At 65.1% G+C, this 20,940-nt stretch carries 20 protein-coding genes; 10 read left to right on the top strand and 10 right to left on the bottom strand.

Translation table 11 applies throughout. The features are described 5' to 3' along the window. Positions 1-18: 18 nt before the first annotated feature. Genes HK353_RS02765 through HK353_RS02755 form a run of 3 tightly spaced genes read right to left on the bottom strand, consistent with a single transcriptional unit; the run spans position 19 to position 2,644 of the window. Positions 19-648 carry a P-loop nucleotide/nucleoside kinase family protein gene (locus HK353_RS02765; RefSeq protein WP_173151993.1) on the bottom strand — a complete coding sequence of 210 codons (630 nt, stop codon included), beginning with the start codon at positions 646-648 and terminating at the stop codon, positions 19-21. Beyond that, entirely contained in the window at positions 645-1,985 is a 1,341-nt protein-coding gene (locus tag HK353_RS02760; RefSeq protein ID WP_173151991.1) for an MFS transporter, read from the bottom strand. The genes HK353_RS02765 and HK353_RS02760 overlap by 4 nt, the downstream gene beginning before the upstream one ends. Next, on the bottom strand, positions 1,982-2,644 hold the full coding sequence (locus tag HK353_RS02755; protein WP_173151989.1) for a bifunctional 4-hydroxy-2-oxoglutarate aldolase/2-dehydro-3-deoxy-phosphogluconate aldolase: 663 nt from the start codon (positions 2,642-2,644) through the stop codon (positions 1,982-1,984). The genes HK353_RS02760 and HK353_RS02755 overlap by 4 nt, the downstream gene beginning before the upstream one ends. A gap of 79 nt (positions 2,645-2,723) precedes the next feature. Here HK353_RS02755 and HK353_RS02750 point away from each other — a divergent pair, with 79 nt between their 5' ends. Further along, positions 2,724-3,518 carry a DeoR/GlpR family DNA-binding transcription regulator gene (locus tag HK353_RS02750; protein WP_342589788.1) on the top strand — a complete coding sequence of 265 codons (795 nt, stop codon included), beginning with the start codon at positions 2,724-2,726 and terminating at the stop codon, positions 3,516-3,518. Positions 3,519-3,888: 370 nt separating this feature from the next. On the opposite strand, the gene sucD is transcribed toward HK353_RS02750, so the two are convergent. Further along, positions 3,889-4,785 carry a succinate--CoA ligase subunit alpha gene (gene sucD / locus HK353_RS02745; RefSeq protein ID WP_173151987.1) on the bottom strand — a complete coding sequence of 299 codons (897 nt, stop codon included), beginning with the start codon at positions 4,783-4,785 and terminating at the stop codon, positions 3,889-3,891. Between the two features lie 18 nt (positions 4,786-4,803). Next, positions 4,804-5,973, bottom strand: a complete 1,170-nt coding sequence (gene sucC / locus HK353_RS02740) for an ADP-forming succinate--CoA ligase subunit beta (RefSeq protein WP_173151985.1) — start codon at positions 5,971-5,973, stop codon at positions 4,804-4,806. Positions 5,974-6,170: 197 nt separating this feature from the next. Here sucC and HK353_RS02735 point away from each other — a divergent pair, with 197 nt between their 5' ends. The 4 genes from HK353_RS02735 to HK353_RS02720 all read left to right on the top strand — a co-directional run bounded on the left by HK353_RS02735 (position 6,171) and on the right by HK353_RS02720 (position 9,667). Next, a complete protein-coding gene (locus HK353_RS02735; RefSeq protein WP_173151983.1) occupies positions 6,171-6,665 on the top strand; it encodes a MarR family winged helix-turn-helix transcriptional regulator in 495 nt (164 codons plus the stop codon). Between the two features lie 85 nt (positions 6,666-6,750). Then, a complete protein-coding gene (locus HK353_RS02730; RefSeq protein ID WP_173151981.1) occupies positions 6,751-7,437 on the top strand; it encodes a GNAT family N-acetyltransferase in 687 nt (228 codons plus the stop codon). 168 nt (positions 7,438-7,605) lie between these two features. Then, positions 7,606-8,316 (top strand): hypothetical protein, encoded by a 711-nt coding sequence (locus HK353_RS02725; RefSeq protein ID WP_173151979.1) that lies wholly within the window; start codon positions 7,606-7,608, stop codon positions 8,314-8,316. 148 nt (positions 8,317-8,464) lie between these two features. Continuing rightward, positions 8,465-9,667, top strand: a complete 1,203-nt coding sequence (locus HK353_RS02720; protein ID WP_173151977.1) for an FAD-dependent monooxygenase — start codon at positions 8,465-8,467, stop codon at positions 9,665-9,667. A 357-nt stretch (positions 9,668-10,024) separates the two neighbouring features. On the opposite strand, the gene HK353_RS02715 is transcribed toward HK353_RS02720, so the two are convergent. The 5 genes from HK353_RS02715 to HK353_RS02695 all read right to left on the bottom strand — a co-directional run bounded on the left by HK353_RS02715 (position 10,025) and on the right by HK353_RS02695 (position 15,415). Further along, positions 10,025-10,465, bottom strand: coding sequence for a hypothetical protein (locus HK353_RS02715; protein WP_245395717.1), 441 nt, complete (start codon positions 10,463-10,465; stop codon positions 10,025-10,027). Next, the gene (locus HK353_RS02710; RefSeq protein WP_173152130.1) at positions 10,462-11,565 is read right to left on the bottom strand and encodes an adenosine deaminase; all 1,104 of its coding nucleotides are present in this window, start codon (positions 11,563-11,565) and stop codon (positions 10,462-10,464) included. The genes HK353_RS02715 and HK353_RS02710 overlap by 4 nt, the downstream gene beginning before the upstream one ends. A 35-nt stretch (positions 11,566-11,600) precedes the next feature. Beyond that, complete coding sequence (locus HK353_RS02705; RefSeq protein WP_173151975.1) at positions 11,601-12,767, bottom strand: BMP family ABC transporter substrate-binding protein; 1,167 nt, start codon at positions 12,765-12,767, stop codon at positions 11,601-11,603. 110 nt (positions 12,768-12,877) lie between these two features. After that, positions 12,878-14,050 (bottom strand): amidohydrolase, encoded by a 1,173-nt coding sequence (locus HK353_RS02700; protein WP_173151966.1) that lies wholly within the window; start codon positions 14,048-14,050, stop codon positions 12,878-12,880. A gap of 255 nt (positions 14,051-14,305) precedes the next feature. Beyond that, the gene (locus tag HK353_RS02695) at positions 14,306-15,415 is read right to left on the bottom strand and encodes a sugar phosphate nucleotidyltransferase (protein WP_173151964.1); all 1,110 of its coding nucleotides are present in this window, start codon (positions 15,413-15,415) and stop codon (positions 14,306-14,308) included. A gap of 345 nt (positions 15,416-15,760) precedes the next feature. Between HK353_RS02695 and sdhC the strand changes: the two genes are divergently transcribed. The 5 genes from sdhC (at position 15,761) to HK353_RS02670 (ending at position 20,616) form a co-directional block, all read left to right on the top strand. After that, entirely contained in the window at positions 15,761-16,138 is a 378-nt protein-coding gene (gene sdhC, locus HK353_RS02690; protein ID WP_092011973.1) for a succinate dehydrogenase, cytochrome b556 subunit, read from the top strand. 1 nt (position 16,139) lies between these two features. Next, entirely contained in the window at positions 16,140-16,589 is a 450-nt protein-coding gene (locus tag HK353_RS02685; protein WP_025778711.1) for a succinate dehydrogenase hydrophobic membrane anchor subunit, read from the top strand. A 9-nt stretch (positions 16,590-16,598) separates the two neighbouring features. Beyond that, on the top strand, positions 16,599-18,359 hold the full coding sequence (sdhA, locus tag HK353_RS02680) for a succinate dehydrogenase flavoprotein subunit (protein WP_173151962.1): 1,761 nt from the start codon (positions 16,599-16,601) through the stop codon (positions 18,357-18,359). Beyond that, entirely contained in the window at positions 18,359-19,147 is a 789-nt protein-coding gene (locus HK353_RS02675; protein WP_173151960.1) for a succinate dehydrogenase iron-sulfur subunit, read from the top strand. Before sdhA ends, HK353_RS02675 begins: the two co-directional genes overlap by 1 nt. 242 nt (positions 19,148-19,389) lie before the next feature. Further along, complete coding sequence (locus HK353_RS02670; RefSeq protein WP_173151958.1) at positions 19,390-20,616, top strand: D-alanyl-D-alanine carboxypeptidase family protein; 1,227 nt, start codon at positions 19,390-19,392, stop codon at positions 20,614-20,616. Positions 20,617-20,940: the final 324 nt, after the last annotated feature.

Here is a 20,940-nt window from a genome sequence, read left to right as displayed (position 1 = left end):
AATCACCGGCGGTTGTACTCAACGCCGGGGATTGCGCTCGTCACCGTCGGCCGTCGTCATCATCCGCTGTCTCTGGACCTGGGCGATGGCTTCGGCCCGTTGGAACCCGTTGCCCCCATTGTCGACGTGCACCACCGTCGCACCGGTCCACCGGCAGTCGACCGCCGACGCTCGAGTCCAGAATTCGTCCCAGTTCTCGAGCTTCCAACGATCACGCGAGAGCCCGCGAGCTTCCACTCTCCGGCGCACGGACTCTCCGTCGACAGCTACTCGCACGACGATCCACTCCGCATCCGGCCACTCGTGCGCACCGGCGTTGGCTGTGAGGAAGTCGGCGTCTGGCAGGTACCGGCCGAAGGGTGCATCGAGGACGACGCTGTGCCCCAGACGCAGATTGTCCCCCGCGATCGCCAACAGCGTCTGATATTCGAGGTCCATCACCCGGTCCTGATAGACAGGGTTGTCGTCACGCCCAGCTGGATCGGTGCCTGCAATCTCGAGGAGAGCCTCGGTGAGTGGCCCGCAGACCACGTCCTTATCGAGGAAGGCGGCCCCGAATTCGGCGGCAAGAGCCTTGCTCACGCTCGACTTCCCACTGCCGGCAGGACCGATGACGATGAAGATCTGCGGCCGCTGTGACTGGCTCAATGCGCCTCCCGGCTGCGGTCCTTGACGAAGAAACCATAGGAGATCGCACCGACGATGAGCAGAATCGCGCCGACGAGGAAGACCGAGTTGAAGTTCCCCGTCGTGTCGACGAGCCAACCGGTGACGACCGGGGCGAGGGCCGCGCCGATGAAGCCGCCGAAATTCTGGATCGCACCGAGGGAGGCAACCTGTTCGCTCGGCGCCACATCCGAAGCCAGCGTCCACAGGCAGCCGATGGGCACCTGGGAGAAGAAGTAGCCGAGGCTGAGGAGCGCGATGATCAGCGGCACGTTGTCGAGGTAGGCCGTTGGGAACACCGAGGCGGCTGCGAGGACCGCTCCGCCGACGATCGGCACCTTCCTGGCCACAATTGCGGGGCTGCCCCGACGGATGAGGACTCCGGAGAACCACCCGCCGGTGAGCACGCCGAGGACGCCCATGAGGAAGGGCAGCGCGGCGAGCCATCCGGTCTCCTGCAGGCTGAACCCGAGGTCAGTCTCGATGTAGCTCGGCAGCCAGGTGAGGTAGACCCAGACCGTGTAGAAGATGCCGAAGGCGCCGATGATCATGAAGTAGGTGTTCGGCTTGGTGAACAGCGTTCCCCAACCGACCTTCTCAGCTCCTTCGACAACGGTGTCAGCCTCGGCCGTTGTGGCCTCATCAAGCTGTTCAGCGATCTCATCGGCGGAGGCATCTGCAGAGTCGTCACCTTTGAGAATGTGTTCCTCACGCAGCGTCGGATCCCGGTAGATGCGCAGCCAGATCAGCATGACGATGATGCCCAGGGCACCTACGACGATGAACATCCCGCGCCAAGACATGGTGAGCAGCAGGAAGGTCAACAGCGGCGGGGCCAGGGCATTGGCGATCTGAGAGCCCGTGTTGACGAGTGCGATGGGGAATGCGCGTTCCTTGGCAGAGAACCACCGTTCGTTGACCTTGAGCCCGGCAGTGAAGAACGGAGACTCGGCGACGCCGAGCGCGACTCGAAGTGCGTAGAGCAGGCCGAAGGAGTTCGCGGCCGCAGTGACCATACCGACGAGCGACCAGGCCCCGGAGGCGAAGGCGAACATCTTCTTCGCCCCGAACTTGTCCACGAGGTAGCCGGCCGGAAGATTGGCGATCGCATACGGCCAGGAGAACGCCGAGAGCAGCAGGCCCATCTGGGTGGCACTGAGATCGAACTCCTCGGCGATGGTGGAGTTGCCGATGCTCAGCGTCGACCGGTCGAGGTAGTTGACGATTCCGCCGATGACGAGGAGGGCGACGAAGATCCATCGGATCCGGCGCGGGTTGCTTGTCTTCGCCGTGCGGCGGGGGCTGGCCACGGCGCTCATCCCTGATCTCCGCGTCCGCGCGCCGAAGCGATGGCCGCGAGCATAGTGCGGGCAGCGGTGGTGACGTCACCGTAGTCTCCGCTGCTGCGGGCCGCCTTGGTCACTGAGCTGCCGACGCCGATCGCCGCGGCACCCGCGTCGATCCACTCCGAAACGTTCTCGGGGGTCGCGCTGCCTGCGGGCAGGATCGGCGCTTGGGCCAAGGGGGCGCGGACGGTCTTGAGATATCCGGGACCCGAGATCTCGGTCGGGAACAGTTTGACGATGTCAGCACCGGCGCTGAGGGTGTCGACCACCTCGGTGGGGGTGAACGCACCGCTGATGCTCACCGCCTGGTAGCGGTTGGCGACCTCGAGCATCCCGCTGTCGAGGTTCGGGCTCACGAGCATCTGCGCACCCGCCTCGATGCAGCTGTAGGCCGACTGCGCGTCAAGGACGGTTCCTGCTCCGATGACGACGCCCTGAGCGGAGTACTCTTCGCTCAGCGCTGTGATGATGCGCTTGGCGCCGGGCACCGAGAGCGTGATCTCAAGGGCACGGATTCCGCCGGCGATCGCCGCATGGGCGACGGCGAGTGCTTCGTCTTCGGAATCGAGTCGGATGATGAGCACGGCTCCGGTGTCATGGATGGCTCGGAGGGCCTCGAACTTCGTTAACATATTCACGCACGCTATCACATATATTCACATGTCTTGGGAATCGATGTGAACATGTGTGCATTGTTGGTACTCTGGAATCGTGCCCCCACATCCGAAGCCCTCCGCCCCGCTGATTCCCGATCAGCGACAGCACGAGATCGTCGAGCTGCTCCGTGCCTCCGTGGCGCTCAGCGTGCGTGAACTCACCGAGACGATGAACGTCTCGCATATGACGGTGCGCCGCGATATAGCGGCACTCGAAGAGGCGGGTCTGGTCGAATCGGTCCCTGGGGGCGTCCGGCTGATCGGCTCTCCGCGCCAGCAGACACCCGTAGAGCGGGCACCGCGCACCGAGCTCGAGACGCCGGCGAAGCAGGCGATCGCTCGAGCGGCCGCCGCTCATGTCCGTCCGGGTTCGACGGTCTTCCTCGATGCCGGGACCACCTGCGAAGCGATCGTCGAACGCCTCCTGACGATCAGCGGTATCACCGTCGTGACCAACGACTTCCTGTCGGCCATGCGGCTCATGGCCGAAAACGTCATGGCGATCCACACCGGCGGCACCATCGACAGCAACAGCGGCTCCTCGAGCGGCCCCCTGGCAGCTGCGACACTGGACGCGCTGTCGATCGACGTGGCCTTCCTCAGCGCTGGCGCCTGGGACCTCGCCCACGGGCTGACCACCTCGGAGACAGACAAGCTCACCCTCAAACGCGCGGCGTATCAGGCGGCGGAGCGCACGATTCTAGTAGCCGATTCGTCGAAGTTCGGCACTCATGCCAGGTTCAGGGCCCTCAACCTCGACGAACTCGACCTCGTCATCACCGATGGCCGTCTGCCCGAGAAGGAACGCACCCGCCTCGAGGACTCCGGAATCCACCTCGAGTACGCCTGAGACCTGCGCTCCTCGGGCATCACCCCCCGGCAGCTCCACAGACTCCCGTTGCACCGGGGTGTTCCGCCGCCGCCGAGACGAATTGTGCCGAATGCGGCGTTCTGCCTTCAACGGTGTGGGGCGCTCCCCACAAGTGAGGTTTGCTCCCGGTCCGGCTCAGTGCCGGAAGCAACGGGCACGAACCGATCAGGCACGGGCCGACATTCCGGTCCGAACGCTCTCGGTCCGGATGAACACGGCCCGAACACACAACAGCGCGCCAGGAGTGCCTCCGTACATCACTTCTGACGTACGTGGGCACCTCTGGCGCGCTGGTCTCAGCCTCGACCGGACCGTGCCGGTGTCAGCCTCGGCCGGTTCGCACTGGGACTCAGCCGAGGAGTCCGCGCATGAGCTCGGCGGTCTCGGTCGGGGTCTTGCCGACCTTGACGCCTGCAGCCTCGAGGGCTTCCTTCTTGGCCTGAGCGGTTCCCGAGGAGCCGGAGACGATGGCGCCGGCGTGGCCCATGGTCTTGCCCTCGGGAGCGGTGAAGCCTGCGACGTAGCCGACGACCGGCTTCGTCACGTTCTCCTTGATGAAGGCGGCTGCGCGCTCTTCGGCGTCTCCGCCGATCTCGCCGATCATGACGATGGCTTCGGTCTCCGGGTCGGCCTCGAATGCTTCGAGCGCATCGATGTGCGTGGTGCCGATGACCGGGTCTCCGCCGATGCCGATGGCCGTCGAGAAGCCGAGGTCACGCAGCTCGTACATCATCTGATAGGTCAGGGTGCCGGACTTCGAGACGAGGCCCAGCTTGCCCTTCTTCGTGATGTTGGCCGGGATGATGCCGGCCAGCGACTCACCGGGGGTGATGATGCCCGGGCAGTTGGGTCCGATGATGCGGGTGGCGTTTCCGGCCGCCTGCGCACGGGCCCAGACCTCTGCCGAGTCCTGCACCGGGATGCCCTCGGTGATGATGACGAGCAGACCGATCTTGGCGTCGATGGCCTCGATCGCGGCGTCCTTGGAGAACGCCGGCGGCACGAAGGCCACGGACACGTCGGCACCAGTGGCTTCCATCGCCTCAGCCACGGTTCCGAAGACGGGGAGTTCGACCTCGTTGCCGGCCTGGTCGTTGTGCTTCACAGTGGTGCCGGCCTTGCGGGCGTTGACACCGCCGACGACGTTCGATCCGGCGGCGAGCATGCGGGCGGTGTGCTTCGAGCCCTCTCCGCCGGTGATGCCCTGGACGATGATCTTCGAATCGGAATTCAGGAAGATAGACATTGTTGTAAAGACCTTTCCTTACTTGGCAGCAGCCAGTTCGGCGGCCTTGTCGGCTCCACCGTCCATCGTGTCAGTGAGCGTGACGAGCGGGTGCGCGGCCTTCTGCAGGATGGCGCGTCCCTCTTCCACGTTGTTGCCGTCGAGGCGGACGACGAGCGGCTTGGTGGCCTGGTCGCCGAGGATCTCGAGGGCCTTGACGATGCCGTCGGCCACGGCGTCACAGGCGGTGATTCCGCCGAAGACATTGACGAAGACGGACTTCACCTGATCATCACCAAGGATGACGTCGAGTCCGTTGGCCATGACCTCGGCCGAGGCGCCGCCTCCGATGTCGAGGAAGTTCGCGGGCTTGACGCCGTTGTGGTTCTCACCTGCGTAGGCGACGACGTCGAGGGTCGACATGACCAGTCCTGCGCCGTTGCCGATGATTCCGACCTCACCGTCGAGCTTGACGTAGTTGAGGTCGAGCTTCTTGGCCTTGAGCTCGAGCGGGTTCTCTGCGCTGATGTCGCGCAGCTCCTCGTGCTCCTTGTGGCGGAAGTCGGCGTTGTCGTCGAGCGAGACCTTGCCGTCGAGGGCGATGATGTCACCGGCACCGGTCTTGACCAGCGGGTTGACCTCGACCAGGGTGGCGTCTTCCTTCTCGAAGACGGTCCACAGGCTGGTCAGCACGGGGGCGACCTTCGCGGCGGTCTCGGCATCGAAGCCGGCCGCCTCGGTGATCTCTGCTGCCTTGGCATCGTTGATGCCGTCGATGGCGGAGACGGGGATCTTGGCGAGCGCTTCCGGACGTTCCACGGCCAGCTGCTCGATCTCCATGCCGCCTTCCTTCGAGCACATGGCCAGATAGGTGCGGTTGGACCGATCGAGAAGGACGGAGAAGTAGTACTCCTCAGCAATGTCGGCACCCTCGGCGATCATCACCTTTTCGGTGATGTGGCCCTTGATGTCGAGTCCCAGGATTTCCTTGGCGCGCGCCTCGGCTTCATCGGGGTTCTTGGCGACCTTGACGCCGCCGGCCTTGCCACGGCCGCCGATCTTGACCTGCGACTTGACGACGACGACACCGCCGCCAAGATCTTCGGCTGCCTTCTTCGCTGCTTCTGGCGTCGTCGCGACCTGGGCCTTGAGCACGGGCACTCCGTGCTTCTCGAACAGGTCACGTGCTTGATACTCGAAAAGATCCACGTGTTTTCCTTCGTTTCTGCTGCCGGGTGGTTGGCCCCTGCAGGTTCGTTGACGGATGCAACAACCAAGGACAACCATATTCCCAAACGCACCCGTCCATCCAAACCTGCAGGTTAAACGGACCCTGAGAGTAAGGAATCTCTCGTCAAAAAGTATCTTTGCTCTCAAGATTCTTGATATGGACGTAAAATCGATTCATGGACGAAGTGGATCGAATAGTCGCAGCCTGGCGACGTGAGCGTCCGGATCTCGACGTCTCCCCGATGGAGATCCTCTCCCGAGTCTCGCGGCTGGCCAGGCAGTTGGACCTGGCACGGAAGGCGAGCTTCTCCGACTACGGAATCGAGGGATGGGCCTTCGACGTGCTCTCCGCCCTCCGCCGAGCCGGTGAGCCCTATCAGCTCTCCCCCTCGACCCTGCTGCAGGAGACGCTTGTCACGAGCGGCACCATGACCAATCGCATCGACCGCCTCGTGGCTCGCGGATGGGTGGAGCGTCGCCCCGATCCGGGTGATCGCCGCGGAGTGCTCGTCCACCTCACCGACAGCGGCCGCGCCACCGTCGACTCCGCCCTGGCGGACCTGCTCGTGAAGGAGCGCGAGATCCTCAGCGGCCTCACCCCCGCCGGCAGCCGCAAGCTCGCCGGACTTCTGCGCGAGCTGTCCACCGGCTTCGACGGCGGCGAAGACTGAACCCACTCCGAGTCCGGTCACACCTGCCCAACCACAGACACGGACACACGAAACCCACCCGAACCCCGATGACGAGGACCCAGCCATGAACGACGACCTCACGAATTTCACCGGTGCACAGCCACCTCGGCGAGAGCCCATCCACGGTCATTACGTCGATCTCGAACCCCTCGATCCAGCCGTCCACGGCGATGATCTGTTCGCTGCGGTCTCAGTTGCCGACGGGATCGAGGAGCGGTTCCGCTACCTGCCGCAGTCTCCGCAGACCGAACGCAGCGACTTTGATTCCTGGATCGCCGAGGCGGCCACGTCGTCCGATCCCCTCTTCTTCGCCGTCGTGGACCGATCCACCGGTCGAGCCGAGGGGCGGCAGGCACTGATGCGCATCGACACCGCCAACGGGGTCATGGAGATCGGGCACATTCTCTGGGGTCCGGCGCTGCGGCGGACGCGAGCAGCCACCGAGGCGCTCTTCCTCTGCGCCGATCTCGCCTTCGCCTCCGGTTTCCGACGGTTCGAGTGGAAGTGCGATGACGCGAACGCCCCGTCGAAGGCCGCTGCCGAACGCTTCGGGTTCACCTTCGAAGGAGTGTTCCGGCAGCACCTCGTGTACAAGGGCCGCAACCGCGACACCGCGTGGTTCTCGATCATCGACAGCGAATGGCCGGTGCTGCGATCGGCGTATGAGCAGTGGCTCGACGAAGCGAACTTCGATGCCGTGGGTGGCCAGCGGCAGAGCCTGCGCGAACTCATCGCCGCTGCCCGGAGCTGAGCCTCTTCCCATGCACGAGGCGGGCCCGTCCGCCGATCTGCCACTTCCCCGTTCGCCCGGCCACCGCGCGTCCCAACGGGTGTGGGCCCGGTCTCGGATTAGGCTGAGGGCAGGGCCGGCAGCGCTGGCCCTCGTCCCGCCCGAACTCCGACGAGACCTCGAGGAACCATGCGACTTCGCCCCCTTGCCCTGCTGTCCGCCGCTGCGCTGCTGGCCACAACGACGGCCTGCGTGTCGACTCCCGATGAGACCCGGCCCCAGCCGCGCCCCTCGGTGAGCAAAGAAGAGGTCACTCCGATCGAGACGCCAGACGATGCACCGAAGGTGTCCATCGTCGATTCCTCGCCAGGTGGGGCGAAGGACACCGACCCGCTGTGGCAGGGCCTCGCCGAGGCGGCCGAGAAGAAGACCGAGGCCTACCTCAAGGTCTACGTGCACACCGGCAACCCGGAAGTCCCCGACTCCGGCGAGACGACCGTGACCGCCGACAGCCCAGACAGCGTCAGCGTCACCGTCGACGCGAAGAACGTCGACGACGGTGCCTCCCCGTTCCTGCTCATCCACGGCACTTTCGAGGTCGAAGAGATCGGCAACTCGGCCTACACCCTCAAGACCGTCGATGACGAAGATATCCCCGAGCTCGACCCGAAGGGCCCGGATGACGAGGAGCGCTGCACCGCCGATGACGCCCAGGACCGCATCGGCCTGGCCGCCGACGACCTCGCCGAGGATCCCGGTCGTCGCGAGGAGTTCCGCCAACAGTGGGGCAGTTCGCCGCGCGTGTGGTGGGGCATCCAGATGACCGCTATCAGCCTCGGCGAAGAGGGCGGAGTCGCCGGCGACTACCTTACCGAAGCCTGCGGAGAGTTCCTCCAGTAATCTCTGGGCACTCCTCGCCTCGGTGCGTTTTAAGTGTGCGCAGATTGCCACTCTGAGGCCCGTTTTGGGCAATCTGCACACACTTAACGCCTACCAACGGTCAACCGGCGGCGTCGCCACCGGGCGTTCTGCGTGCGACGATGAGTTCATGAAGATCGCTGTCATCGGAGCTGGAATCGGCGGGCTCTCGGCGGCCGTGGGACTGCAGAGGACCGGCGCCGGGGTCACCGTGTTCGAACGTGCCCCCGAACTGAGGGCCGGTGGTTCGGGACTGTCGATCTTCGCCAACGGGCTTGCCGCGCTGGAGTCGCTCGGTCTGCGTGAGGCCTTCGACGCCGTGACCGACTCCAGCGTCGAAGGCTTCGCCGCAGGTCAGCGCCGTGCAGATGGACACTGGATCGCTCAGGTGCCCGATGATTCGGTCGGTGCCCTGCGCGTCGTCGACCGGGCTGACCTTCACCGCATCCTCCTCGATGCTCTGGCTCCTGGGACAGTGCGCACCGGCACCGAGGCGACGGCGACCGGCACCGACGGGACGCTGACTATCAGGGCCGGGTCCGCCGACGATTCGAGCACGATGGAGTCGACGGCAGAGCGTTTCGACCTCATCATCGGCGCCGACGGTCTGCACAGCCGGGTCCGCACCGTCGTCGACGGTGAACCGGTGGCACCGCGTTACTCCGGGTATTCCGCGTGGCGGGGCATCACCTCGGTGCCGGTGGATCTGTCCGGCGAAGCCGGGGAGTCGGTCGGGCACGGACGCCGTTTCGGCATCGCTCCGCTGGCCGACGGCCGCGTCTACTGGTTCGCAGTGGCGAATATGCCGCAGCACGCGGTCTTCGCCGATGAGAAGGCGACGATCGAGCAGATGTTCACGGGCTGGCACTCCCCCATCGCCGATCTCATTGCCGCCACCCCCGCCGAGGAGGTCCGCCGCACCGCGATCTCCGACCTCTCCCGCCGGTTGCGTCATTATCACCGCGGCCGAGTCGTCCTCCTCGGCGATGCCGCACATGCGATGACGCCGAACCTCGGTCAGGGAGGAGGTCAGGCCCTCGAAGACGCGGCGACGCTCACCGTCCTGCTCACCCCATTGCTCGCGCGCCGCCGATCGGGCGGCGCTGCCGAATCATCGGCCAAGACCGTCGCTGCGGCACTGGGCCGCTATGACTCGCTGCGCCGCCCGCGGACGCAGTCGATCGCCCAGAAGTCTCGGCTGATGGGGCAGGTGTTCCAACTCGAATCGCCGTTCTTGGCGGGCCTGCGCAACGCCGTTTTCTCAGCGGTTCCCTCACGACTCATCGCCGCTCAGGCTGCGAGCGTCCAGAAATGGTCGCCGCCGCCCATGTGAGGCTGCCGGCCGGCAGCCGCTGGCGCACTGCGGACGGCGCTGTCGGTCGGAATCCGCCCAGCCAGCACCGCTGACATGGATTAGGTGTGCGCAGATTGCCATTCTGACGCTGTTTTTGGGCAATCTTGGCACAGCTAACGGATTCTCCCAGCGGTGGTGGGTGGTTGCAACGGCTCGAATTCGAAAGAACGCAGATCGCCATCGGATACCCAGCGCAGAATTCAGGTCGCTATCGGATACTTCTCTCGCTCAAATGTATCCGATAGCGACCTATATTCGGACAAGCGCCCGCTGAAACCCGCCTAGTCGGACTTGAGGCTCCGTCCGGGGAAGTGCAGGCGGCCAGGGCGCGCCCGCTTAGTCGGTCAGGGCGCGGTTGTAGGCGTCGACGACGGCGGGCAAGAAGAAGCCCAAGAGCACGGCGATGGCGGTGACCAGGCAGACCAGCCCCAGCCACAGGGAACCGCCGATGACGCTGAAGGCGAAGACGATGACCAGCAGCTCGAAGGCGATCGCCGCCGGACGCGCCCACCGATGCAGACGCCAGGCGCCCCGGGCCGCGGCGCCGACACCGGCCGCGAAGATGAGGAACATGACGGCCAGACCGATCAGCGAAGCCGCCAAGGGGCCGGCGGTGATCGCGGTGATGACGAACGACACCGCCGCACCGACCAGGGCCAGCGCCTGCATGCCGAGGACGCTCACGGGCAGAAGCATCGCCCGGGGGGTCGGAACGCCGTGCCCCTCAGGCTCCGGTGAGGCACCGGACGCTGCGGCCCGGTCATTGTGTGAGCTCAAATGGTCACCCGGGCGAATCCGGGGATGAGGATCTCGTCGAGCATGCGCTCGCGCACATCCAGCGGCAGGAAGGCAGCGGTGATGGCGTTGACCGTCGCCCATTCGAGGTCGGTCTGGTTCCAACCGGCCTCATCGACGAGCAGACGCATCTCACGCGACACCGAAGTGCCGGACATGAGCCGGTTGTCCGGGTTGATGGTGACAGCGAAGCCGAGGTCTTTCAGCCCCGTGATCGGGTGGCTGGCGATGGTGCCGCCGATGTCGGTCTGCAGGTTGGAACTCGGGCACAGTTCGAGCGGGATCTGCTGGTCAAGGACCCAGGCGGCGAGGCTGCCGAGCTGCCCCTGGCCGTCGACGATGTCCATGTCCTCGACGATGCGCGCACCATGGCCCAGACGCTGAGCGTGGCAGATCGTGACCGCCTCGTGGATGGATTCCTTGCCGGCGGCCTCACCGGCATGGATCGTCACCGGCACATAGGCCTGGTGCAGTGCGTTGAAGGCGGAGAGGTGCGCAGACGGCGGGAAGCCGTTCTCGGGTCCGGCGATGTCGAAGCCGACGACACCGGAGTCCGCGCCCTTCTCACGATGGCGAATGGCCAGTTCGGCGATCGCCAGGGAGTTGTCGGCCTGACGCATGGCCGTGATGAGCTGTCCGACGCGGATGTACTCGCCCTCGGCGGCGGCCTCGGAGACACCGGCTTCCAGACCGTCCTGGACGGCTTCGACGACGGCGTCGAGTTCGAGTCCGCCTTCGAGGTGCTGTTCGGGAGCCCACCGGGCTTCGGCGTAGAAGACTCCGTCGGCCACCTGGTCGAGGACCCATTCCTTGGCCACGCGGCGCAGGTTGTCCTCGCTCTGCATGACCGCCACGGTGTGCGAGAACGTCTCGAGGTAGCGGACCAGGTCACCGGAGTTCGCGGACTCCGAGAACCACCGGCGCAGCGATTCGGCATCGGAGGCGGGCAGGGTGTGACCGATCGAGTCGGCCAGTTCGAGCATCGTCGACGGGCGCAGACCGCCGTCGAGGTGATCGTGGAGGGAGACTTTGGGCAGCTGCAGGATGGGGTCGTCCGATGCGACGCCGGCGGGTACATTCATCACCGTCTCAGCTTATCCGATGCGGCGCGCGCCCCTCATCCTTTCTCCGGGTCGATCTCCCCACTCTTGATCCGCTCGCGCAGGTCCGTGATACCGCGTCCGGCGTCGGACACACGGGAGAGGAATCCGTCCTCGGCGACGATGCGCACTCCCCCGTTGTCGAGGGTGCCCCAGTAGTGGCGGTCGGCGACGCGGAAGCCGCCGATCTCCTCGGGCCCGGTCTTCGGGGCGGGGGCCACCTCGTCGGGGTTCTTGCTCTGCGGCCAGTCGGGGAACATCGTGCGCAGTCCGCGGCGCACGTTCGGCTCCACGGTGGCCACGATCGCCTTGGAGAATCCGCCCGCGGTGCCGTACCAGACGACCTTCGGCAGGCTCGGTCCCTCGTCGTCGCTCTCCGGGTCCTGTGTGGCCGCGGTCAGGTCGGTACGCTTCTCATCCGCCGAGGTGACCACCCCCATCGCGGCCGCCGATCCGAAGGGGACGAGCACGTCGACATCGGCATCGAAGGACCGTTCGAAGTAGTCCTTCCCGGCATCGCGGGTATCGTCGATCGCCCGAGGCGAACCGTTCGCCGAGGCGGCCCCACCGGAGGAGGGACGGTAGGACTCTGCCTTCGGCAGGTCCTCGTCCTTCTCCTTGTTGTACAGGTCGACCCCGGCGTCGAAGGCGGCCAGAATGCGTTCGGACTGCGGGAAGCCGTGCGCGACGACGACCCCGACCTTCCCCGTCTCCGAGGCGGTGGCCGCTGTGTATCCGGCGATGAATGCCGGCGGGACGAGGTCGAAGTCCATGCTCAGCACGTTCTTCGGCAGGTCATCGGTGCCGCTGGAGACCCCGAGGAACAGATCATCGGGGTGGGCGGCGGCGAAGTCCGCGAGTTCGTCGGCTCCCCCGGGGCCGATGACTGTGGTCAGGGCACAGTTGTTTCTGTGCATCCGATCCAATGCCGCCGAGGTGGCCGACCCACCCGAGACACGCTGGCTCGAGGTGCCCGAGAAGACCCGGGCCCCACGGGCCAGTTCCGCCTCCTCGAGGGTGAGCGCACCGGCCGAGTGATCGTCGAAGCCGGCCGGTGCCGAGACGAGGCATCCGAGCCGTTCCTCTTCGAGGGCTTCGGGAGTTGTGACGGAGCAGCCGGTCAGCACCAGGGTGCCCGCCGCGGCGAAGGCGGCGATGGAGGTCCTGCGGACTCGGAGACTCATGACATCAAGATTATCGGCCCGCCGTCTTGGCCGGGTAATCAGCGTGGACAGCCGGCGCAGCCGAGCAGCCACCGATCGCTGTCGTTTGGTCGCGGACCGCGACAGGTCGATCAGCGGTCGCGGTCGAGGACCTTGAGCGCGGTGGCGGTGAACACGCGGGCGGCGATCTCCACGGCGCGTTCGTCGATGAGCAGATCACCCTGGTGGATGTCGTAGGTGATGCCACCGGGTGTGCGGGTGCCCAGCCGGATGAGCGCACCCGGGCAGTGGGTGAGGTACCAGGCGAAGTCCTCCCCGCCCATGGACTGCGGGGTCAGCTGCACGGAGTTCTCGCCGAGTTCCCCGCGGACGGCGGATTCAATGAGGGTGACCTGGTCTTCGGTGTTGACCACCGGGGGGACGCCTCGGCGGTGTTCGAGGTCGACCTTGACTCCGTACGGTCCGGCGATGCGGTCGACGAGCTCGGGCAGCACCTCGGCGACCTGGTTCCAGCCGTCGACGTCGAGGCAGCGCAGGGTTCCGCGCAGGATCCCCTCGCTGGGAACGACGTTCGCTGCGTGACCGGCGCTGATCTCGCCCCACACCAGGGAGATCGCGTGCCGCGGATCGATGAGGCGGCCGAGCGTCGAGGGCAGATCCGTGGCGAGCTTGCCGAGCGCATAGACGAGGTCTTCGGTCAGATGGGGACGGGAGGTGTGCCCGCCGTGACCGGAGAGGCGGATGATGACCGTGTCGCCGGCAGCGGTGATGGCGCCGATGCGCGAACCGACCTTGCCGATGTCGACGTTCGGGTCACAGTGGACGGCATAGACCTCGGGCACATCGTCGAGGACACCCTGGGAGATCACGCGCAGCGCACCCCCCGGGGTGACTTCCTCACCGGGCTGGAAGATCAGTCGCACCCGTCCCCCGAGGCCGCCGGGCCGTGATTCATGGATCTTCTGCAAGGCGATGCCGGCGCCGATGAGGGAGGTCAGGTGGACGTCGTGGCCGCAGGCATGGGCGACGCCGGGAACAGTGGAACGGAAATCCTCATCGATGAGGTCATCAACCGGCAGGGCATCGATATCGGCTCGCAGTCCCACGGCTACCGGCCCCTCGCCGACCTCGCAGACGACCCCGGTGCCTTGGAGGCGCTGGGGCCTGAGACCTGCGGCCTCGAGGCGGGCGACGATCTTGTCGGTGGTCTCGAACTCCTGGAAGGACAGTTCCGGATGGGCATGGATGTCGCGGCGGAAATCGATGAGTTCTGCACCGATCTCAGCGATTGTCGAGCTGATCACGTTGGGTCCTTCAGTGCGGGGAGGTCGGGGATGGGCGATGTCGAACATTTCAAGCAATGCTAAGCACTCGATGTCATAAATGGGCCAATTGCGACCAATTTCGACATACTTCGCATCCTGCTTCCCGCCCTCGCCGAGGCGACCGCCCAGTTCACATCCGCCCACCCCTGGCACGCACGACCAGGGCGAGCTCCGTCCACACTTTCCGTGCCCGGCCAGGTTCACATCCGTCCGCCCCGGAGGCGGGCGTCAGGATCAGAGCAGCTCGTCGAGTCCCCGCTCACCGGCGACGGACACGGCCTTCTTCACATCCTGGGCGTGAGAGCGGGAGGTGATGAGGAGGACATCATCGGTGTCGACGACGACGAGGTCATCGAGGCCGACGATCGCCACCGTCCGCGGCCCTTCGGAGAACACGACTCCCGAAGCATCGACTTCGAGCAGGTCGGTGTTCCCGCCGATCGAGATCACTCCGCGCGGCTCCCCGGGAACCGGCTGGCGCAGTCGGGCCACCGAGTCGAAGTCGCCGACGTCGTCCCAGCCGAAGTCGCCGGGGATGACGATGACCCGACCGGCCGCGGCCGCGGGCTCGGCCACCACATAGTCGATGGCTCGCTTCTCCAGTCCGGGCCACACAGCACTGAGGACCTCGTCGTGGTCAGGGGTGTCCCAGGCCTCGGCGATTCGGGCCAGTCCCGAATAGAGCGGCGGGTCCTCCTCGGCGAGGATGTCGAGAAGGGAGGACGCCTTGGCGATGAACATGCCCGCGTTCCAGCGGTAGCGTCCGGAATTCACATACTGACGAGCCGTGCTCGCCTCCGGCTTCTCCGCGAATGCCAGCGCCCGCCTGGCCGTAGGTGCGCCGTCGAGCCCGAGCAGCTCACCGGTCTCGATATAACCGTAGGCGGTGGCAGGATTGCGGGGCATGATGCCGATGGTGACGATGTCACCGGTCCCCGCAGCAACGACGGCCTGGTCGATGACGAGACGGAATTCATCGACGTTCGTGATCGAATGGTCGGCGGAGAACGAGCCGACGATGGCGTCGGGGTCCTCGCGGGCGATGATCATGGCCGCCAGTCCGATGGCGGCGGCGGAGTCCTTCGGGGAGGGTTCGGTGATGATCTGGGCGCGGGCGATATGCGGCAGCTGCTCGGCGACCTGATCGAAGTGACTCTCACCGGTGACCACCCAGACCCTGTCTTCGCCGACGATCGGCGCGACCCGGTCCCAGGTGGCCTGGATGAGGCTGCGGCCGAGGCCGAGGACATCGTGGAGGAACTTCGGCGTCGCCCGGCGAGACAGCGGCCACAGGCGCGTTCCGGATCCGCCGGCGGGGATGATGGCGTGGAAGTGCGTGTTCACGATTTCAGTGTCTCAGAGTTCGGGCACACCTTCCCCGAGGCTGCCCGCCGTGTCGGATGAGCCGATCCTCAAGGCTCCGGTGGGGATCTCCCCGCCTCAGGGCCGCCTCGGTGACGGTGTGCCCAAATTCTTGGGCCGCGCTGGTCAGGACGGGAGCGCAGCAATTTAGAGCACACGATTGTGATGTAATTGAAATTTCGTGAGACGCGAAATCCCAGTTTTGAGGGAATTGCCAGGGTTGCGGTGTGATCCGGGAGGCTCAGCCGTGTCTCGACTGGCACGGAAGCGGTCTTCGGCGTAGTTTCTAGACGTACACACCCGAATATTCAAGATGGAGGATGCTCCGTGGCCAAAGCGTCTACGGGCACTCTGTACCGAGGAAACGAAGGAATGTGGTCCTGGGTCGCGCATCGCGTCACAGGCGTCGGAATCTTCTTCTTCCTTCTGGTCCACGTGCTCGATACTGCACTCGTCCGCGTCTCGCCCGAGGCCTACAACGCAGTGATCGGAACCTACAAGACACCGGTCATGGCATTCGGTGAGATCGCGCTCGTCGCCGCAATCGCATTCCATGCGTTCAACGGTCTGCGCGTCATTCTCGTCGATTTCTCGAAGAGTGGCCCGAAAAACCAGAAGAAGCTGTTCTGGGGAGTCATGATTGTGTGGCTCATCATCATGATCGCCTTCATCCCCCGCCAGCTGATGCACACCTTCGGAGGCTGACATGAGCACAACATCCATTCCGGCTCCGCGGACCGGCTACTCCCGGCACAAGTCGACGCGTTCGAAGTTCGAGATGTTCGCATGGCTGTTCATGCGCATCTCCGGCGTCGTGCTCGTCATCCTCATCTTCGGCCACCTGTTCGTGAACCTGTGGGCCGGCGACGGCGTCCAGGCCATCGACTTCGGCTTCGTCGCAGGCAAGTGGGCCAGCCCGTTCTGGCAGATCTGGGATCTGCTCATGCTGTGGTTGGCGATGCTGCACGGCACCAACGGTCTGCGCACCATCATCATGGACTACTCCGAGAAGCCCGGCACACGCATGTCCTTGCAGGTGATCCTCTACATCGCCTCGGTCATCGTCATCGTGCTCGGCACGCTCGTCATCTTCACGTTCGATCCCTGCCCGGCCGGAGCGGACCCCTCGGTCCTGGCTGAGTTCTGCAAGGCCTAAAGGAGAAACATGCAGGTACATCATTACGACGTCGTCATCGTCGGCGCCGGCGGCGCCGGCATGCGTGCGGCGATCGAGTCGGGCCAGCGTGCCCGCACCGCCGTTCTCACCAAGCTCTACCCCACTCGTTCGCACACCGGTGCCGCCCAGGGCGGTATGTGCGCCGCACTGGCGAACGTGGAAGAGGACAACTGGGAATGGCACACCTTCGACACCGTCAAGGGCGGTGACTACCTGGTCGACCAGGACGCCGCCGAGGTGATGGCCAAGGAAGCCATCGACGCCGTCCTCGATCTCGAGAAGATGGGGCTGCCGTTCAACCGCACCCCCGAAGGCAAGATCGACCAGCGTCGTTTCGGCGGGCACACCCGCGACCACGGCAAGTCCGCCGTGCGCCGCTCCTGCTACGCTGCCGACCGCACCGGTCACATGATCCTCCAGACCCTGTACCAACAGTGCGTCAAGCACGGCGTGGAGTTCTACAACGAGTTCTACGTCCTCGACCTCCTCATGACTGAGGTCGATGGGGTCAAGCGTCCCGCTGGCGTCGTGTCCTACGAACTGGCCACCGGTGAGATCCACGTCTTCCAGGCCAAGTCGGTCGTCTTCGCCACCGGCGGTGTCGGCAAGGTCTTCAAGACCACCTCGAACGCACACACCCTGACCGGTGACGGCATGGCCGTGACCTACAACCGCGGAATCCCGCTGGAGGACATGGAGTTCTTCCAGTTCCACCCGACAGGCCTCGCCGGCCTGGGCATCCTGCTCTCCGAGGCGGCTCGCGGTGAGGGCGGCATCCTCCGCAACTCCGAGGGTGAGCGCTTCATGGAGCGCTACGCCCCGACGATCAAGGACCTCGCTCCGCGTGACATCGTGGCCCGTTCGATGGCCAACGAAGTGCGCGAAGGCCGTGGCTGCGGACCGAACAAGGACTACGTCCTGCTCGACCTCACCCACCTCGAGCCCTCGCATATCGATGAGAAGCTGCCGGACATCACCGAGTTCGCCCGCACCTACCTCGGTGTGGAGCCCTACACGGAGCCGGTGCCGGTCTTCCCGACCGCGCACTACGCGATGGGCGGCATCCCGACGAACATCGAGGCCGAAGTCCTCGCCGACAACGACACCGTCATCCCCGGCCTCTACGCCGCCGGTGAATGCGCCTGCGTGTCGGTGCACGGTTCGAACCGACTGGGCACGAACTCACTGCTCGACATCAACGTCTTCGGCAAGCGCGCCGGCATCGCCGCCGCGGAATACGCGAAGACCGCCGAGTCCGTCGAACTTCCGGAGAACCCGGCGAACGACGTCGTCGAGATGCTCGAGAAGATGCGCACCTCGGACGGCACCGAACGCATCGCGGCGATCCGCAAGGATCTGCAGGACATCATGGACGCCAACGTGCAGGTGTTCCGCACCGACGAGACTCTGCGTGAAGCACTCGACGAGATTGCCAAGCTGCGCGAGCGCTACAACAACGTGGGCATCCAGGACCGCGGCAAGCGCTACAACCTCGACCTGCTCGAGGCCGTCGAGCTCGGCTTCCTGCTCGAGCTCGCCGAGGTCATCTCCGTCGCCGCCATCCACCGCAAGGAATCGCGTGGAGGACACTTCCGCGAGGACTTCCCGGATCGTGACGACGAGAAATTCATGCACCACACGATGACCTACCTCGATCCCGAAGCGGAGACCGACGGCATCAAGGGCATGCGTCTTGAGACGAAGCCCGTCATCGTCACCCGTTACCAGCCGATGGAGCGTAAGTACTGATGAGCACCGATACCACCCCAGAGCCAGCGTCGAAGATCGACCTGCCGACACACGTGTCAGGCGAAGGCGGGTCCATCCCGTCCTTCGACTGCACCTTCCGGATCGCTCGCTTCGACCCCGAGGTCGATTCAGAGCCGCACTGGGAGGAATACAACATCACGATGTACGGCACCGACCGCGTGCTGGATGCTCTCCACAAGATCAAGTGGGAGATCGACGGTTCGCTGTCCTTCCGCCGGTCCTGCGCCCACGGCGTCTGCGGCTCCGATGCGATGCGCATCAACGGCCGCAACCGCCTGGCCTGCAAGACTCTGCTCAAGGACCTCGACACGTCCAAGCCGATCACCGTCGAGGCGATCAAGGGCCTTCCGCTCGAGAAGGACATGATCGTCGACATGGAGCCCTTCTTCCAGTCGTACCGCGAGGTCATGCCGTTCCTCGTCACCTCGGGACACGAGCCCACGCGTGAGCGTCTGCAGTCAGCCGAACAGCGTGCGGCCTTCGACGACACCACGAAGTGCATCCTCTGCGCTGCGTGCACCTCGTCGTGCCCTGTGTTCTGGACCGACGGCCAGTATTTCGGTCCGGCCGCGATCGTCAATGCGCACCGTTTCATCTTCGATTCGCGTGACGAAGGCGGAGACATGCGCCTCGAGGTCCTCAACGACAAAGAAGGCGTGTGGCGCTGCCGCACCACCTTCAACTGCACCGAGGCCTGCCCTCGCGGCATCGAGATCACCAAGGCCATCGCCGAGGTGAAGCAGGCGATCCTGCAGCGCGCATTCTGATCGCGCCAGCCTGATCCGGACTGCAGCGGCCCCGCACCACTTGGTGCGGGGCCGCTTTCGTCTGTCCCGCCGTGATTGGGTGCTTTTCACCACGGCCCAGTTGAGGGTGGATAGCCCACGTTTGAACGTGGGCTATCCACCTCAAACTGGGCTGCCACCACAAGCTTCGTCTCGGTGAGGTGCCGTCTCGAGTGAGGGAATCCTGAGGACGAGCTGCTTGCGGCGAAAGTAGACTGGTGCGCATGCGTTTCACCGGCTCGACTGCTTCCCCACTACGCGCCCTGCCTCTGAGCATCCTCGGCTTCGCCGCCGCACTTCTGATGCTCGCCGCGCAGCTCGTCCACTCCCCCGCCCCCGCACACGCGGTGCCGCAGCCGGCGGAGTCGACAGCACCGGCGTATGTCAGTCCAGAGGACCTCGGTGATGGTGCGAAGCCGCCGAAGCCGACGGGCACGTCCTGGCTTGTCGGCGACCTCGACTCCGGGGAGCTGCATGTGGCGAAGAATGTGGAGAAGCGGCACGCTCCGGCGTCGACGATCAAACTGCTCACGGCTCTGGCGCTCGTCGACGAGTTCGACGACAAGAAGAAGAAAGTGACCGCCGAGTTCGAGGACATGGAAGTCGATGGGACGAAGGTCGGCCTCATGCAGACGAACAAGTACTCCATCGATCTGCTCTTCCATGCGATGCTCATGTCGAGCGCAAATGACGCGGCGAATGCTCTGGGTCGTGCAGCAGGCGGCCAGGACAAGGCAGTGAAGCTGATGAACGAGAAGGCCGCCGAGCTGGGCATGTCGAATACGCAGGCGAAGAACACCTCGGGTCTCGATGCAAAGGGCCAGTACACGACCGCTGAGGACCTCATGAAGCTCGCGTGGGCGGTGTGCGAAGACGACTACCTCATGAAGGTCATCGGCACGGAGACTTATCAATTCCCGGGCGGAAAGAACCCACAGACGAAAGAGAAGTTCAAGGGCTACGAGATCCAGAACCATACGAAGATCGTCGGCCAGGTCGACGGCGGGCTGGGCCTGAAGAACGGGTTCACTCGGGCTGCGAAGGGCTCGTATGTGGCCGTGGCCGAGCGTGACGGGCACCGTGTGGTCGCGACGATGCTCGGCATCGACAACAACTCTCGCCAGGTAGCCGTCGACCTGCTCGATTGGGATTTCGCCCAGAAGGACCCGAAATCGCTGCAGACGGTGCCCGTCGGGGTTCAGGCCACCGCCGAGGCGGCCCCCACCGCCACTGGCAGCTCGAGTGATGTCGGGGGTGCCGAATCGGGTTCGAGCGGAGCGACGGAGTCCCAGAAGTCCGATGAGTCGGAGCCATCCATGGCGTCCCAGACCGTCGGTGCAGCACTGGACAATCCCCTGGCGCTCGGCCTCCTGGCGGGTGGGGTCGTGCTCTTCATCGCCACGGTGATCCTGTGGCTGCGAATCCGGGCACGGATGCAGGGCCGACGATAAGAGCATTCAGGGTTGTCTCGGCGAGAGGCCGGCGAAAACGATTTGCAGGTCCACCACGGCGAGAGGATCAACGTTAGGGTTCGGTGCCGCCTCGGCGAGACGGCCGGCGGTAAGGTCGGTCGACCTGAGCCTAGGGTTCTGACCTCAATTGGACAACGTGGACATCGACGCGTTACGCTTACAACTTGCGTTCGAAGTTGTCCGCGTTCATCGAACCGATCGTTGCGTTGCTCCTGACGACAAGCTTTTGAAGTCGTAGGCCCCGATCATGGTTCGACTTTGCAGATGAATGTTCCGGACACTGTGTCTCTTCGAATCGCAGAT

The sequence above is a fragment of the Brevibacterium permense genome (assembly GCF_013280495.1).
GTDB classification, from domain to species: Bacteria; Actinomycetota; Actinomycetes; order Actinomycetales; family Brevibacteriaceae; genus Brevibacterium; species Brevibacterium permense.
This window is presented reverse-complemented; position numbering and strand designations above follow the sequence as displayed.